This window comes from Laspinema olomoucense D3b, assembly GCF_025370785.1.
In the GTDB taxonomy this organism is placed as follows: domain Bacteria; phylum Cyanobacteriota; class Cyanobacteriia; order Cyanobacteriales; family Laspinemataceae; genus Laspinema; species Laspinema olomoucense.
Genome location: NZ_JAMXFA010000010.1, coordinates 21,419 through 36,704, shown reverse-complemented (window position 1 = coordinate 36,704; position 15,286 = coordinate 21,419). Strand labels below are relative to the sequence as shown.

Here is a 15,286-nt window from a genome sequence, read left to right as displayed (position 1 = left end):
TAGGTCTATAAAAACCCGCACCCTGTTCGCGTAGCGTTCCGTAAGGAAAGGGTCTGGCTCTACGGACGTAGACGCGCTAGCGGCTTCCCGAAGGGTAGCCTGCCTCCGCAGGCTACAACAGAAAATCCATTTTTAACAACCCGCTTTGGTATTACCAGTCTGTTTTCTCTATAGCCCGCCTGCGCGGGCTTTGTTCGTGGAGCCAGACCCTTCAGGGTGTAGGTTTTTACTCTATAGCCCGCCTGCGCGGGCTTTGTTCGTGGAGCCAGACCCTTCAGGGTGTAGGTTTTTACAGACCTTATCAAAAGTCTGTCTATAGCCCGCGCAGGCGGGCTTTGTCCATGTAGCCCCACCCTTCAGGGTGTAGGTTTTTACAGACCTACAACAGACTATCCATCAGATTCATCACTTCAATTAAATCTGGGGATAAATCCGGGGCGGCATCAGGATGATTCAGGGTCAGATGATGCTCAATGAGTCCTTTAAGAGCAATCAATTTGATGCTATTTTCCGCCAAGGTTTGAGAAATTGCTTTAGCGGCGGGTAAATAGGCGATCGCCCCCAAATCCAACAGGGCCGATCGCCGCAGTTGCAAATCTTTTCCCTGCAAAGCTTGGATTAAGCGTTCTGCATACCCCCCTTCCCCAGTCAGTTGATACATCGCCCGGGCGGCAGAATATTGCACCCGAGGAAAAGAATGCTCCAGAAAGGGTTGAATCAGGGGAATTGCTTCTGTGGCTTGCAGGGTTCCCAACGCTTCTAAAATCGTATCGTAGGGTTGGGTGAGGTGGGGTTTTCCCGTCACCTGGACCGCTGCGGTGAGGCCCCCGGCAAGTAATTCCATCAGGGCCGGAATGGCGCTGCGATCGCCGAGTCGTTCCAAACTCTCGGCTGCGGCTTCCCGGACATAATAATCGGAGCAGTTTAAGCACTCAATCAGGGCAGGAACGGCGCGATCGTCCCCAACTTTGCCCAAGGCGCGGGCAGCATTGCGGCGCAGGGGATATCCACCCGCCTCGGTTTTATCCCCCTCTTCGGATAACAAATCCAGCAAAGCATCGATCGCCGCTGGTTCGCGAACCCCAAATCGGCCAATCCACCAAGCGGCGTAGTAACGCAAGCTCAAGTCTTCGTGGCGCAAATTGGCGATCGCCACCTCTACAGTTAAAGTCTCACCGTCCCCTGCTGGAGGGGCCGGTGAGCCTGATTCAAGATTGTCCCACATGAGTTAAAAACTGGATTGGGCTAACAGATTAGAGATTCTAACCTATTCCCCTTCTCCTTCATGAGTCTCTTGCTCACCGTGAACGTTCAAGGGGTGAATGCTGACAATTTTTCCACCCAGACGGGTAATCCGCTGCATTTCTTCGTTCATGCGGTTGTAGGGAACAGTCATAAACACACTGCCACTCTTGCGGATCGAGTAGTTGCTCTGATCGCTTTCGTCGGTTTGACGCAATCCGGTCACTTCATAGCGAAAAAAACGATTGCCTGCGCTGGTATTGGATTGATTAAAGCCTGCAACTTGACCTAACATTTGATTTGACTAGCTCCTTTAGTGTAGATTAACTGGGTGGATTAACCCACAGGCGATCGCCTTCAAGCTTATGCCAGATTTAATCTGGAATATTTCACCCGTGCCCTGGGAAATATTTCGGAGGGATTAATCCGGTAGCGCTCATGGCAGTTGCCGTCCTGTGGGCTGTCTGAGACGTTATCCTAAATTAGGCAGTCGTGATGCTGGCGATTTTTCCGCCTTGCTTCACGATTTGCTGAATTTTCGTAGATAAGCTCTCGAAAGGAACGATGAAGGTTTGGCAACTGCGACGGACGCCGGTTTGCCGCAGTCCCGTGACTTCGATGCGAAACACTTCGCCATCTTTTCCGAACCCAACAAACGCGCCACCGAGGCAGGTTGCGGGAGAGGAATCGACCGAAGAACGGTAGGACCAGCCATCAGAACCACCGGAGGGAGCAACAATCGTATTGGTTTGATTTTTGCCCAGTTCGCGAATCAAGCGCGATTTGGTGCCTTCGAGTTGCGCGCGATCGCTGTTGGCATAACCGCGATAGAGGCGGAACATCCGGTTAAACCCAACGGTTTTTTGACCATTTTGGGTCGCAAATCCACGATAGTAGGGTACGATATTGTCCCCAAAGTTGCTCTCATATTCCGGGGAATCGATGTAAGAATCAATTTCTGCATCAAAGCCGTGGGTTTCGTACAGATCCAGGTGGTAAATCACCTCGGATTCATCATAAGGAGCGCGTCCCAGCAGATGTTTATAATTAAGTTCAATGACGCGGGTTTGGAAATTGGGGTAAAGAAACTTTTCTTTGTAAAGTTCCGATTTAGCAACAGCGCGGACGAAATCCCGCACGCTCATTTTGCCATTTTTTAACAGCGATTCCGCACTGTTAAGGCGCTGGGATTTCATCACGTAATCGTTCCCGAGGACCTGGCGGTAAACGCTGCGAATCACTGCTTCAATATCTTGTTCACTGCTATTTTGACGCAGTTCTACCCGGCCTGTATCTTCATAGGGTGTCGTTCCCAAACGGGATGCTGCTGTTGTAATTGCCATCTAAACACTCTCCCAAAAAAAGTTTTTACTGTTGTGATTTTAGATGTGCTTTTCTTGCTTACCATCCAAAATCTGGATACCGCGATCGGTAATTACGGGGTTTTTCTGCTTCAACAAATACAAAGATGCCCGGACAGGTAAACAGAGACTAGCCTGCTGCCAGCACCCGCCTACCTCCCCGGACATCTTACCTTTTACCGTTCTAAGCAATCAGACCGATGCCAGAAGAATGCATCAATTAGCTCAGAGCATTGATTGCGTAGTCGATGTAGGTGTTAGCTTCAACAGCAGCTTGTCCGCTGAGGCCATGATTGCCTTTGATGTACTTGAGGGCTTCAACGTACCAGCTGGGGGACAAATCAAAGGTGCTGTTGATTTCATCCAAACCAGCAATCAGGTACTCATCCATCGGGCCGGTGCCACCTGCAACTAAGCAGTAGGTGACCATGCGGAGGTAGTAGCTGATATCACGAGAGCACTTTTGCTTGCCGGTTTCGGTGGAAGCGTAGTTCGGTCCCTGCATGGTTTGGGTGTAGGGGAACTTGTTGTAGACAGCTTGTGCAGCACCTTCGGTCAAGCGTTGTGCGTTGGTGGTTAAAGCACGAGCAGCTTCCATGCTGGCTTGAGCGCGTTTGAAGCGACCATCAACAGCTTGCAGTTCGGAGTTGCCCAGGAAACGGCCTTGAGCGTCAGCAGAAGAAATTGCTTCAGTAATTGGGGTTTTCATCGTTGCAGTATCTCCCTAGGGTTGTACTAATTTTTCGTTCTTTGGTTTTGGTGTTTTAAGGACTTGGCTCAATTAAGGGCTAGATCCTTAAAAAGAAAAGATAGTGTGGGTTTTTAGTCGGAATATTTAGACTAGGAAACCGCAGAAGCTGCGCGATCGAAGTAGCCAGCGATTTCAGACATCAAAGCGCTGCAATCACCAGGAGTGATACCTGCGGGATCGTTGGCAATGCGGACAGCGGCATCTTTCATTTTTTGAACGCCAGTGGCAACGGAACCACCGGGAACACCCAGGGCTTGGTAGGTTTCACGAAGACCATTCAAGCAGCGATCGTCTAACACGCTGGCATCACCGGCGATGACTGCGTAGGTGACGTAGCGCAGGATGATTTCCATGTCGCGTAAGCAAGCTGCCATACGACGGTTGGTGTAAGCATTTCCACCGGGTTGGATCAGCTGGGGTTGCTCCGAAAACAGAGAACGAGCGGCTTCAGAAACGATTTGAGAAGCGTTGCTGGTGATCCGGTTGACGGTATCCAAGCGCTTGTTACCTTCTTTGACCATGTTGGTCAGAGCATCTAATTGGGCGGTGCTCAGGAATTCGCCACGTGCGTCTGCTTGCGAAACAACTTTTGCAAATGCGTCTAGCATGTACTCAATCTCCTTTATTTATTGGCTTGCTTTGGGCTTCAATCAAGTTTAGTTGACCCCGCTCAAGCTAAAAAGCTTGTTAGGTTCCGACTAACCCCAGCTACAACACTACAACAATTTCGTTTGTTTCTGTTAAAGCTGGACTCGAAGTTTGTGTCTGGCCCCTACTGGGGCTTCGTCACCCGCTTTCGAGAAATCTTAGAAAATACTACCAGAAGTATGAGAAACTTGAAAACCTTTTTTAATCAATACTCAGGTTAACTTTTTTCGTTTCTCAACCCCTTCAGGTTACCTTTATACACTGCCTTTGTCCCCAAGATCATTACGAAATGTTAAGTTTTTTTATTTTTGTCCAAATTGAGCAAATATACTTAACCATTTAAGCAGTCTGAGTCTCTCAAATACTGGGAAATTCCGGGGGTATCGTGAGTCAGGGTAACATCCTAAAAGCTTTCCCTGCAAGGGTTTAGGGAATTACCAGCAGCAGTCGCACCCGGGTCCCAAAAAGCAGCCCTTCAGATTCTAAGGAACATCTATGCCAATAGATAGATGCGCGAAATAAAACTTGACTCTTGCCAAGCTGGATAGGATTGATCTGACCTTCTCTAGGTAGAGGAGCCACTAAACAGGTGGGGCCGAGGAAGTCGGTACAGGATGAGATAAATGGGGACTTACGGGGTTGCTTGACAAATATCTGCCCTTGCTATGCAACAAATCTGTTACAGGAAGGCGGTTTCTGGTCCCGGGACTCTAACACTGTACCGGCGTCCTAAAAGGTCGTTACAGCGCCCCTCTGCTGCCGCAATCAAATCAGGGAACTCCGGAATAGATGGATCCATAAAGAGTTAAGGGAGAGGGGTGAGGGGTCATCATTGATGAATTCAGGGTGAATGGAGAACAAATCCCCTTCAAGGAAAGTCATGAATTGAAACCCGGTAATCGGTCTTAATCTCGGTTATTAAGGTTTTAGAAGTCATCACTTACAAGTCTGCGATCGCCCCTGGAAATTCCGCTCTTCTGATAAAAGCTTTTAAGTTTAGAAAAGTTAGGGAGGGTTAACTTGCCTTGGACATTTTTTTAAGGAAAAAAGTTGCCAATTTCAGAAATTTTAAACAAAACTTTAAAGCTGATATTACTTTTGTAAAATAAAAATAATTTTAACATAAATATAAAAATTTTTCCCGATAGTATCTATCTATTTGGAATACCTAAAAGAGTCGTTAGTTGAGGTGATTCTAAATTACACCTAGCGCCAACTTCTGTAAGAGGCAGTAGTTACCCCATAAAGGTTTAACAAGAGCCTTACAAACTTTGCAAAGTAAGACTTTAATTAATTTATGAGGTTTAAGTATAATTCAAAAAAATCCTTTCTCTAACATTTGAAAACTTCTTGAATAATAGCTTTCAATTGGGGAGTCACTCTTAATAAAACTTACAGCGAATAAGCCCTAGGTTTTTAAGTTTTGGGATATATTTTGGATGGTTGGGAATTGGCTGACGGATTTTAGTTAATTAATTTTTGAGGTTTTGAGATGGCCGATAAATAAAGTGGGTTTTATGAAGTGATACAAAATTGGGTACTCGGAGGGCGTCAAAAACCCGCAATGCTGCATAGTGTGGCTATACAAACCCGCTTGTTAGCCCGGGGAGTTGGGGCTATAGACTGTGCTCCAAAGAAGGCTCACGGAAAAACCCGGTCTTTGACAGGCGGATTGGGTAGGAAAAAGCCCGAAATAAAATCAAAAAATAGCTGGAATTAATTTAATCTGAAACCCCCTACAAAGGTACTGAAATAATGAAACGAGAAAAAGAGCTGGCCAAATTGCGAGAAATTACGGAGAATACGATAGAAGATGTGGTGGGAAAAATGTGGGAACTAGGGAAAAGCTTTCCAGATATTGCGCAGTATTTAATTTTGAGCGAAGCGGAAGTGGAAGAGGCTTTTATCCGATATCGGCATCGATTTGAAAGGGGCGATCGCACTTGGGGGAAATGCAGACAACTTGACCTAGATCCGCAGAAGTACCGAGGAAATATTGAACCGGGAACGGCTACTCTGGAGGAGTTTGTGCAAACTGAACATGAGGGCAGAATTTAGTGACAATTTAGCCCAAAGGAGTGCGATCGCCACCTGGTTTTGCTCCTACAGAAAAAAATGGAATTCAGGGCCATATCCAGGCAATTGGCACCCTCCAAGCTAGGAATCGGATCCAAAGCACAGGACAACAAGTCCTGGGGAACCCTAAAACTGGGGCCAGGAGTAGGCTTGGGAGAAAAGGTAGTCAACTTCTGGGCACAGAGTGGCAGACAGTTCAAAGGTGGGTGTGCCAGGAAACCGGCAACAGTCATAAAAATTTAAAACGAATAATTTTGATACCGGATAATTGCTAATCTTTAATGGAGGTGTAAGAACTGGCTTTGACGGATGACCTTTCCCAGAAGCCAACCGGGTTAACCCATCAGCAAACAACAACAGGTCAAAAAATCAAGCAACCTTGATGGGTTCCGCTACTACTGCAGCTAGAGGGTCAAGTAACCGAGGAAATTGCCAATAAGTTGGCAAGACCCTACAGTTAGGAATGATAACTGCAAGTTATAGTGTTGTTGAGACGTGCAGTCAGAATATAGGGTAATGTAGCTTCTGTGAGTTATTGCCTGAATCCCAAATGTCCCCATCCTAATGACCCAGCCAATGCGAACCAGGTCAAATGCGTTCACTGTGGCTGTGATATACTCCTGCAAGGACGGTATCGGATTATCAAACCCCTTGGCGGTGGAGGCTTTGGTAAAACCTTTGAAGTGGATGACCAAGGTACCATCAAGGTCCTGAAAGTATTGCTTCAAAACCATGAAAAGGCGGTAGAGCTTTTTCAACAGGAAGCCGATGTGTTGAAACGGATCAACCACCCAGGGATTCCCAAAGTTGAGCCAGATGCGTACTTTTCGATCACGCCTCCGGGGGAAACCGAACCGATCCATTGCTTAATGATGGAAAAAATCAGTGGGTTGAATCTACGGGATTGGATGAAAAAACGGGGAAATCGGCCCGTAACCCAAAGCCAAGCCATTGATTGGTTAAAACAAATGGTGGAGATTCTCGATCGCGTCCACCAACAAAACTTTTTCCACCGGGATATCAAGCCCCTCAACATCATGATTCGCTTGAATGGACAAGTGGTGTTGATTGATTTTGGCGCGGCAAGGGAAGTGACGAATACCTACTTTGCGAAAGTGGGGCAGGGTCAAAACATTACTGGCATTGTCTCTCCGGGCTATACGCCACCGGAACAAGCTAATGGGAAGGCGGTACCGCAATCGGATTTTTATGCTTTAGGGCGGACCCTAGTCTTTTTACTAACGGCGAAACCGCCGACTGCCTTCTCGGAAAATCCTCGGACGGGAAAACTCGTCTGGCGCAATAGTGCACCGCAGATTTCCAAAGCTTTTGGGGATGTGATTGATTACTTAATGGCCCCTTTTCCGGGAAAGCGGCCTCAAAATGCTCAGGCTATCTTGCAATGTTTGGCAGAGATTGACTTGACGCCGCCTAATGGTGAAGTTGGGGATGCCAATACCGGAATTGGCACTTCGGGGACTCGGGGAAATTACAATACAGGTTCCAATTTCAACTCGAAATCAAGCTCTACAGAATCGAAAAGGCTGCGATCGCAATATAAACCCGTTTACCCCCCGAAAAATAGCAGCAAAAGCCGATTTTTGAAAACAGGGAGCAAAAAACCCTGGATTTCTGCGATCGCCATCTTATTAGTCCTGTTGGCAACCTCTCAAGTCTATGGCTATTGGCGATATGGATTATTTCCCGCCAATCCTGTCGGACTCCTGGTGAATATCCCCAGCAGTCTATTTTTAAGAAGAAGTATCCGGGAAGTGGGTCAAGTTCAGTCCATCGCCATGAGTCAGGTTCCCGGCGCTGCTAGTCAATCCCAAGGGGGAACCCTTGCCAGCGGAAGTTTTGGCACGATCCGCATCTGGAATCTCAACAGTGGTGACTTACTGCACACCATTGCGGCTCATAAAGACTGGGTAAGGACCCTAGCCGTGAGTCCCAATGGTCAAACCCTCGCCAGTGGTTCCGCTGACAAGACGATTCGATTATGGAATATGAATAATGGGTCCCGAATGCTGACCATCGCTGGACCCGGGGCACATTGGGGTCCCGTGAATACCCTGGCTTTTACTCCCGATGGTCAGCGGTTAGTCAGTGGATCGGATGATAATACGATTAAGATTTGGGATATTAGAAGCGGGACTCGCCTGCGCACGATTCAGGCAGGATCTGCTGTGAATGCGATCGCCATGACTCCCGATGGCCGCCGAATTATTAGTGCTGCTAATGACAATACTGTAAAAATTTGGGATGTCGCAAGCGGCGGGAGATTGTTGACTCTGCGAGGTCATGCTCACCCGGTTCTTTCTCTGGCCATTAGTCCTGATGGTAACACCCTCGTCAGTGGCAGTCGCGATAATACGATTGTGGTTTGGAATCTCAAAACTGGAGAAAGACGCTATCAGCTTAGGGGAGATTCCAGTTGGGTGAGATCCGTGGCGATCGGTCCCGATGGCAACATTTTGGCAAGTAGTGGTGGCACGATCGAAATTTGGAATTTAGCTACCGGAGACCGGCGATATCAGCTTACAGGGCATTCTAGTTATGTCAGTGGAATTGCAATCACCCCCGATGGTAAAACACTCTTGAGTGGTTCTCCTGATGAAACAATTAAAATTTGGCGTGTGCCCTCGGTGAATAAACCTTAAAAGTTCACTCCTCTCCTGGCATCCCTAACCGGAGTTTTCCTCATCCTTATCTTTATCTGCGCTCACCTACCGCTATGAAAGTAAAAAGTATAGAAGGCTTGCATCTGATTTTTCAACTCAAAGGATCGGTCATTCCCTCCATTTTACCCGCAGTTTTAGGAAGCGGATTATTTGGCCTAATTGTCTCTTTTTTATATCGCTGGGGTTATCCCGTTTCTTGGCCCGGTTTAGAGGGATTGGTTCCCACGATTGTCTTAGGTTTATTATTAGTCTTTAGAACAAATACAGCTTATGAGCGCTTTTGGGAAGGACGAAAAGCCTGGGGAAACCTAGTTAACTCGGTTCGCAACTTATCTCGGCAAATTTTGGTGGCAATTACCGACAATCGTCCAGAAGATGCCACCGAAAAAGCCCATCATTTGAGGTTGTTAGTTGCCTTTGCCGTGGCCACCAAATTACACTTGCGAGACGAACCCATCAATGAGGAATTAAAAGGTTTAATTTCTGGAGAACAGTATGAAAAGCTCAAAAGTATGAATCATCCTCCTCTGGAAATCGCTTTCTGGCTAGGAGATTATCTCCAAAGACAATATCGTCTTAATAAACTCAATATTTATCAACTCACCACCATGCTCAAGCTATTAGATACAATGGTGGATACCTTGGGTTCATCGGAACGCATTTTAAAAACACCGATACCTGTGGCTTATGCTATCCATTTGAAACAGCTTCTAATGCTCTACTGTCTGGCGCTGCCGTTTCAAATTGTCAGCCATTTAGATTTATGGACCGGACCCGTTGCTGCTTTAATTAGCTTTACTTTATTTGGCATAGAAAAAATCGGCATTCAAATCGAAAATCCGTTTGGACATGATTCTAATGATTTGCCCCTTGATACCATTTGTGCTAATATGCGGGTCAATATAGAAGATTTAATTTCTCTCTATCCCCGGACTCAACCTCTGGAAAAGTTATCCATTTCTCCAGACCATTATCCAGTGCAATAAGACTATTTAAATTAGGTTAAATAAAACAATAATTCCTATTTTTTTATCTAATAAAAAAATAGGAATTATTGTTTCTATTACTGGATTTTTAAAGAGGTAAAAATAATTAGCTCACTGTCGCCGGAGGGATACCTCACTTCAGCGAGTAGGGGCAGTTGATGAATTGCCCCTATAGATTGGGTGACCTGCCAATGAGGGGAGAAGATATTGCCCTCAAATAGCAATTAAACGAGCCGGAAAAGGAACGGATAGCGATATATCAAAGTTGGGTTGGAAAGAACCTTCACAATAGCTATAATCGGCAAAATCCAACTGGCTACTCCTAAAATCAACAGTAGGGGAAACCCAATCAGTACAAAAGTCAAGAGACCAAAGAGGATGGCATAGAGATAAAGATTGAGATGAAAATTGAGAGATTCTCGGGCATTTCCTTTAACCACCGGGTCCTCGGAAAGAAACAAAATTGCGATCGGCAATCCGACGGAAAGAACTGTAGCACTGAAAAAAATGGCTCCGTGAGACAAAACCGATAATAACTTCCGTTTATCTGAATCGTACATCAAAATTCCTCCAATGTTGCCGATCGCCTTCTTTTCAAGTTATAACACGCGGAAAATAAAAGGATACTGAAAGGGCTGGTCGGGATTTCCGAACACCTTCAGCAACGCAAACACCGTCAATCCCCAATGGAGAACAAACCCGGCTGGGGCGAGAATAAATCCCAACAAGCCAAAGGTCAGAAAACTTAGGGCCAAAATCACCGAACCCCAAGCCCAGACATTCAAATGAAAATTGATAGATTCTTTGGCATTATCTTTCACTACGGGGTCATCAGATACAAATAAAACTGCCAGAGGGATACCAATAGACACTAAGGTTGTACTGAAAAAAATTGACCCATGAGACAGTAGGGATAAAAGCTTCCGTTTGTCTGCATCGTACATGACTTTAACTCCTGTGATGATTAAACTTCTGAGAAAAATCGCTAGGTATGTTATGCGATCGCCACCCATCTAGGATGAGTTTGCCTTTTAATCTATCTTAATTTTGCGACAGCCAGATTGATCCGGGGGGAAGATTCCCCCCTGATTCGATTGATGATGTCCACACTCCTAAAGACAGTTGACAAACTGGGCAACCCATTGCCTCTGATTCCCCTCGACCCCGGGAAAACTATCCAGTGCCAAAAACTCCCGGACCCTGGGACCCAGCGCTATCCCCCATAGAACCGGGGTGGGAATGATTTAGACTGGCTATAGCGCATTTAAGAATCGAGACTGAACAATCCCCACCTTCTCGATTCTGACTGTCTAGTTCTCGTTGAACCTCTTGGTTCATCTACCAATTGCGAATCGATGGCTATGGAACACTCGGATCTCCAAACAGGGTTGGCTGCACTCAAAAAAAAGAATTATGATTTGGCGATCGCCATTTTAGAAAAGGTGTGCGGACAAGAACTCCATCAACCCACCGTTGATCGGGCTACGATGGGGTTAGTGATGGCCTACAAAGGGAACCGCGCTCACTCTAAGGCGATCGCCTTATGTCAAACCTTGACCGAATCGGACAGTCCCAAGGTCAAAGACTGGGCAGTGCGGACCCTGGCTCAGTTGAATCAATCTTCTCCCCAAGGGCGATCTTCTCCCTCAAACCCTGGCTCTCAACCCCAACCCCCGAAAACGCTCAATCCTCCAGGCAGTCCGCCCTCCCCCCTCCGAGGAGACCCCACCGGCTTTGTGCCATTAGACCCATCATCTTCAGCAGCTACTCAACCCTCCCCCCTCAAGAACCCAAGCTCCCAGGGCATCATTTCCCCCCTCTCCCTAGGAAATCCCACGGGATTTGTCCCCCTAGAACCGGCTCAAGCTAAACCTGCACCCCGGTCCCCGGTCAACCCGCCACCCCTGCCGCCACCGATGCCCCCCAGACCCCCGGGCGGGACAACCCCTGGGGGACGAGTCACTCCGTTAACTCCACCCTCATCGCTACCGGCACCGCCTAAGCCCTCCAGACCCCCGGTTTCCCGGCGGGATTCTCCACCCGTGCTCCCCTTAGAAGCCAACAGCGATGGGGTAGATTATTTAACCCCGGCAACCACCCAGGCTGATTCACCCTCAGCAATGGCACCAGAGGACGGACAACCCACTCCCACTCCTCGGGAATCAACGGTTCCAACTCCACAACCTCGGCAATGGCGTCAGGCAGGACGGGCGCAAAACTGGCGAAAACTCAAACCCGTCAAACCCACCTATCTATTCTTTGCCCAAATTGGCAGTGCGATCGCCCTGTTTGGGTTACTGTGGATTTTCATGAATTGGGGAATGGCAGCAGCTAACGACCTGTTCTATCGGCTTCCCCTCTTAGAACCGCTGCAAAGTTTTTATCGTGACCAAACTTGGACCTTGTTGGGCATCCTCGTCCTGTTGCTGGTTGCTTCTCCCTGGTTGCTGGATTTACTGCTGCGCTTCGCTTACGGCATGGAAAAACTCCCCCCACAGAAACTCGGTATCTATAGTCCAGAAGCGCGCAAATTGCTATCCCGCTTTAGCTTGGAACGCAAGCAACCGCCCCTGGTCCTCGGGGTCATTCCTACCGATGCACCGATCGCCATGACCTATGGTTTTGCCCCTCGGTTTGCCCGAATTGTTGTCAGCCAAGGGTTATTAGAGCAATTAGAGGACGATGAAATTGCCGCAATTTATGCCGGTGAGTTAGGACATTTAGAAAATGGGGATTTTCCCTTGATCTCTTTGGCCCTGTTACTCTCTCAACTCCCCTATCTGGTCTATTGGCAGGTGTCCAAGGATGGGGATAAGTGGTTGAACTCTCAGGAGTGGTTCTCTAAGGGGATATTAGGGATGGCTGGGGTAATTTCAGCAGTCGCCTACGGGTTTTACTGGGTGCTGCGTTGGCCGGTTTTATTCCTGTCGCGTTTGCGCTTTTATTACAGCGATCGCGCTTGTGCCTCTTTAACCGGCAATCCCAATGCCCTGACCCGCGCTTTACTGAAAATGGCAATCGGGATTGCCCAGGATGTGGAGAAACAGGGTCACACCAGTTTTGTTCTGGAAGGATTCGATTTACTCTCCCCAGTCGGCTATATGCAGGGGATGACCTTGGGAAGTTGTTCTAGCTATGATTCTTGGGAAAATCTCCTCCAGTGGGACCGCCACAATGCCTACAAAAAATGGCTGACGGTCCCGGAATCTCATCCGCCTTTGGGCGATCGCCTCACCCTGTTGGATTTATATGCGCGGTTTTGGAAGCTGGATGCTGAGTTGGATTTTGCCAGGGATAGCGCAGTGGCCCCGGCGAGTCCTCCCCGTGGGATGCTCAAACGCCTGTTATTACAAGGAGCACCTTATTTTGGCCTTCCCCTGGGGTTACTTGCGGGGTTAATGTTGTGGGCATTGGGCGCAGTTGCCGTGAACCTGGGATTTGGGGCTCTGGAGTGGGTATGGGGCGATCGCGCCATTCTCCAGGGTGCTTTATTAATAGGAGTAAGTTTGGGTATTGTTTTGCGAATCAATTCCTTTTTCCCAGACATTACCTCTAAAAATATCCGCACCAACCCCACTTTGCCCGAACTCCTCACGGATTCCGATGCCATCCCCCTGGATAGTTTGCCCATTGGTTTGGAAGGACAACTCCTCGGACGCAGGGGAATCAGCAATTGGCTGGGGCAAGATTTAATTTTGCAATCCCCCACTGGATTAGTGAAGTTGCACGCCGCCTCTAATCTGGGGGTTTTTGGGTATCTGTGGCTCTTGTCTAAGCGTCCTAGCGATTTCGTGGGACAAGGAATTTTGGCGATCGGCTGGTTCCGTCGCGGTGCGACTCCCTGGATTGACCTGGACCGCTTCACCACGGCTGATCGTAAAACTCACTCCAATGGTCATCCCATTTGGTCTACGATTTTGGCAGCAGTGGCGGCACTTTTAGGCATTTACTGGATGTCTAAGGGGGGGACCTAGGACCAACTTCAAGCCCCGTCTCAGAATCGGTCCGGAATTTGTTACAATTCTTAATGAAAGCTCTAGCTCCGGGGGCCAATCTGGAAAAAAATACTCGTTTTACCCTTGCTTAAGGTCCGAATGTGCGTCAAAGTTAACTCCTTCTAACCCAGGGAGACCGCAGCAAGTCTAACAAATGCGCGGCTTTTCCCTCAAGATTGAGAAAAAGTTGAAACCGCCAACAAAATGGGCGGTTCATGGGGAAAATATTCCATAGTGATCAGCTTCAGGTAAAATTTATAGTCGGGAAAGGAAAAAATTTTGAGCCAACTACTAGCTCACCTGCATAAGCTGTGATATTTTAAAGAGTGGCTCGATTGAGGCCAAAAAAAGTAATGGGATGGGAGATAATCACCCATTTCTGTTAGAGTGAGTAAGAGAGTGCCCATATTGAGAAACGCATCAACTTTACACTTGAGCCGTTTGAAGTTTACATAGGTGGTATTAAGGAGAACGGTAGTATGCTCGTCGGTGCTTTGGAAGCCCCGGATAGAGGATATGTTTCCTACAGCAGATTTTTATCAAAAGCAGAAGAAAGGAATCCTGAAAGATCCAATGCCCTCCCTAAAATTTCACCAAATTGTCACAAGCGTTCGAGGCAATGTGTTGGCGCGTATTTTTTTCGATAGGGTAGGCCTAGGGTTGGGTGAGCAACAGTGAACCGATTGATAAAAGCCAAGCCGTTCCTTTTACCCTTGTGCGATATAAGGGTAATGAAAGGACAGGAAAGCTCTCGCTTTAAGTCGTTAACGACGAAGGCAGGAACTAACTGATCGAGTCAACAAAGAAAGTTTTGTATTTAATTGATTTTCCAAAAGATAGGAGGTATCTCGAATGTCGATTCGTCTTTATATAGGTAATCTGCCAAAAGAAGTCGATCGCAAAGAATTGCAAGACGTCTTTGCTGAAGCTGGTGATTCTGTGACGACTAAAGTCATTACCGATCGCAAGACGGGCAAGTGTCGCGGATTCGGATTCGTTACCGTGAAAAATGACGAGCAAGCCGACGAATTTATCGAAAAGTTCAACGGTTATATGTTCCAAGATACCCCTTTGAAGATTGAAAAGGCATTGCCTCGCAAGAAGGGGAAAGGTGATGAGGAACAAGAAGGCGCACCCACCTCACAGACGGGTGAGGCAACGGAAACAACCAGCACACCCACACCCACACCTGCTGCAAGTAAGGTGGCTAAACCCACTACCGGAGGCGGTGGAGGTGGTGCTCGCGGCAACAAGTCGAAACGCGCAACGGGCAGCAGCAACAGCAGCAGCAGTGGCAGCCAAGACTCGGAGTCAGTACAACCGGATCCTCGTTGGGCTGGGGAGCTAGAAAAGCTCAAGCAGATGTTGGCAGCTCAAGCCAGCAACTCCTAATTCAAGGGAATTTCCCGCTAAATCTGCATCAAGGTGACGGGTTAGAGGGGGAAAAAATCCGATGGATTGTTTTTCGGCAGAATATTTCCGCGATCGCACCTTCTGCGATCGCGGTTCTTTTTTCGGTTTGTAGAAGTCATCCACGGGAATTGGA

Annotated in this window: 12 protein-coding genes; 5 read left to right on the top strand and 7 right to left on the bottom strand. The window is 47.6% G+C overall.

Annotated features, from left to right (window positions below; all coding sequences use genetic code 11):
- Window positions 1–379: 379 nt before the first annotated feature.
- The 5 genes from cpcE to cpcB form a co-directional block, all read right to left on the bottom strand.
- On the bottom strand, window positions 380–1,225 hold the full coding sequence (gene cpcE / locus NG792_RS09410) for a C-phycocyanin alpha-cysteine-84 phycocyanobilin lyase subunit CpcE (RefSeq protein WP_261235287.1): 846 nt from the start codon (window positions 1,223–1,225) through the stop codon (window positions 380–382).
- Between the two features lie 42 nt (window positions 1,226–1,267).
- Window positions 1,268–1,537 (bottom strand): rod-capping linker protein CpcD, encoded by a 270-nt coding sequence (gene cpcD, locus NG792_RS09405; protein WP_261196772.1) that lies wholly within the window; start codon window positions 1,535–1,537, stop codon window positions 1,268–1,270.
- A 187-nt stretch (window positions 1,538–1,724) separates the two neighbouring features.
- Window positions 1,725–2,585, bottom strand: coding sequence for a phycobilisome linker polypeptide (locus NG792_RS09400; RefSeq protein ID WP_261196771.1), 861 nt, complete (start codon window positions 2,583–2,585; stop codon window positions 1,725–1,727).
- A gap of 238 nt (window positions 2,586–2,823) precedes the next feature.
- Window positions 2,824–3,312 carry a C-phycocyanin subunit alpha gene (gene cpcA / locus NG792_RS09395; RefSeq protein ID WP_261196770.1) on the bottom strand — a complete coding sequence of 163 codons (489 nt, stop codon included), beginning with the start codon at window positions 3,310–3,312 and terminating at the stop codon, window positions 2,824–2,826.
- Window positions 3,313–3,443: 131 nt separating this feature from the next.
- The gene (gene cpcB / locus NG792_RS09390) at window positions 3,444–3,962 is read right to left on the bottom strand and encodes a C-phycocyanin subunit beta (RefSeq protein ID WP_261196769.1); all 519 of its coding nucleotides are present in this window, start codon (window positions 3,960–3,962) and stop codon (window positions 3,444–3,446) included.
- Window positions 3,963–5,757: 1,795 nt separating this feature from the next.
- Between cpcB and NG792_RS09385 the strand changes: the two genes are divergently transcribed.
- The 3 genes from NG792_RS09385 to NG792_RS09375 all read left to right on the top strand — a co-directional run bounded on the left by NG792_RS09385 (window position 5,758) and on the right by NG792_RS09375 (window position 9,745).
- The gene (locus NG792_RS09385) at window positions 5,758–6,060 is read left to right on the top strand and encodes a hypothetical protein (RefSeq protein WP_261235286.1); all 303 of its coding nucleotides are present in this window, start codon (window positions 5,758–5,760) and stop codon (window positions 6,058–6,060) included.
- Window positions 6,061–6,605: 545 nt separating this feature from the next.
- On the top strand, window positions 6,606–8,738 hold the full coding sequence (locus NG792_RS09380; RefSeq protein ID WP_261196767.1) for a protein kinase domain-containing protein: 2,133 nt from the start codon (window positions 6,606–6,608) through the stop codon (window positions 8,736–8,738).
- 74 nt (window positions 8,739–8,812) lie between these two features.
- On the top strand, window positions 8,813–9,745 hold the full coding sequence (locus NG792_RS09375) for a bestrophin family protein (RefSeq protein WP_261235285.1): 933 nt from the start codon (window positions 8,813–8,815) through the stop codon (window positions 9,743–9,745).
- Between the two features lie 224 nt (window positions 9,746–9,969).
- Here NG792_RS09375 and NG792_RS09370 read toward each other — a convergent pair whose 3' ends face one another.
- Window positions 9,970–10,305 carry a DUF4870 domain-containing protein gene (locus tag NG792_RS09370; RefSeq protein WP_261235284.1) on the bottom strand — a complete coding sequence of 112 codons (336 nt, stop codon included), beginning with the start codon at window positions 10,303–10,305 and terminating at the stop codon, window positions 9,970–9,972.
- A gap of 39 nt (window positions 10,306–10,344) precedes the next feature.
- The gene (locus NG792_RS09365; RefSeq protein ID WP_261196762.1) at window positions 10,345–10,689 is read right to left on the bottom strand and encodes a DUF4870 domain-containing protein; all 345 of its coding nucleotides are present in this window, start codon (window positions 10,687–10,689) and stop codon (window positions 10,345–10,347) included.
- 411 nt (window positions 10,690–11,100) lie between these two features.
- On the opposite strand from NG792_RS09365, the gene NG792_RS09360 reads away from it, so the two are divergent.
- A complete protein-coding gene (locus NG792_RS09360; RefSeq protein ID WP_261235283.1) occupies window positions 11,101–13,719 on the top strand; it encodes a M48 family metalloprotease in 2,619 nt (872 codons plus the stop codon).
- Window positions 13,720–14,592: 873 nt separating this feature from the next.
- Window positions 14,593–15,132: an RNA recognition motif domain-containing protein gene (locus tag NG792_RS09355; RefSeq protein ID WP_261235282.1), complete on the top strand. Its 540-nt coding sequence runs from the start codon at window positions 14,593–14,595 to the stop codon at window positions 15,130–15,132.
- Window positions 15,133–15,286 lie beyond the last annotated feature (154 nt).

What these genes read in the sequence shown, in the direction of transcription:
- NG792_RS09385 (WP_261235286.1), top strand. Translation starts at nt 5,758, where the DNA reads ATGAAACGAGAAAAAGAGCTGGCCAAATTGCGAGAAATTACGGAGAAT.
- NG792_RS09355 (WP_261235282.1), top strand. Translation starts at nt 14,593, where the DNA reads ATGTCGATTCGTCTTTATATAGGTAATCTGCCAAAAGAAGTCGATCGC.
- cpcA (WP_261196770.1), bottom strand. Translation starts at nt 3,312, where the DNA reads ATGAAAACCCCAATTACTGAAGCAATTTCTTCTGCTGACGCTCAAGGC.
- cpcD (WP_261196772.1), bottom strand. Translation starts at nt 1,537, where the DNA reads ATGTTAGGTCAAGTTGCAGGCTTTAATCAATCCAATACCAGCGCAGGC.
- NG792_RS09365 (WP_261196762.1), bottom strand. Translation starts at nt 10,689, where the DNA reads ATGTACGATGCAGACAAACGGAAGCTTTTATCCCTACTGTCTCATGGG.
- NG792_RS09375 (WP_261235285.1), top strand. Translation starts at nt 8,813, where the DNA reads ATGAAAGTAAAAAGTATAGAAGGCTTGCATCTGATTTTTCAACTCAAA.
- NG792_RS09360 (WP_261235283.1), top strand. Translation starts at nt 11,101, where the DNA reads ATGGCTATGGAACACTCGGATCTCCAAACAGGGTTGGCTGCACTCAAA.
- NG792_RS09370 (WP_261235284.1), bottom strand. Translation starts at nt 10,305, where the DNA reads ATGTACGATTCAGATAAACGGAAGTTATTATCGGTTTTGTCTCACGGA.
- cpcE (WP_261235287.1), bottom strand. Translation starts at nt 1,225, where the DNA reads ATGTGGGACAATCTTGAATCAGGCTCACCGGCCCCTCCAGCAGGGGAC.
- NG792_RS09400 (WP_261196771.1), bottom strand. Translation starts at nt 2,585, where the DNA reads ATGGCAATTACAACAGCAGCATCCCGTTTGGGAACGACACCCTATGAA.
- cpcB (WP_261196769.1), bottom strand. Translation starts at nt 3,962, where the DNA reads ATGCTAGACGCATTTGCAAAAGTTGTTTCGCAAGCAGACGCACGTGGC.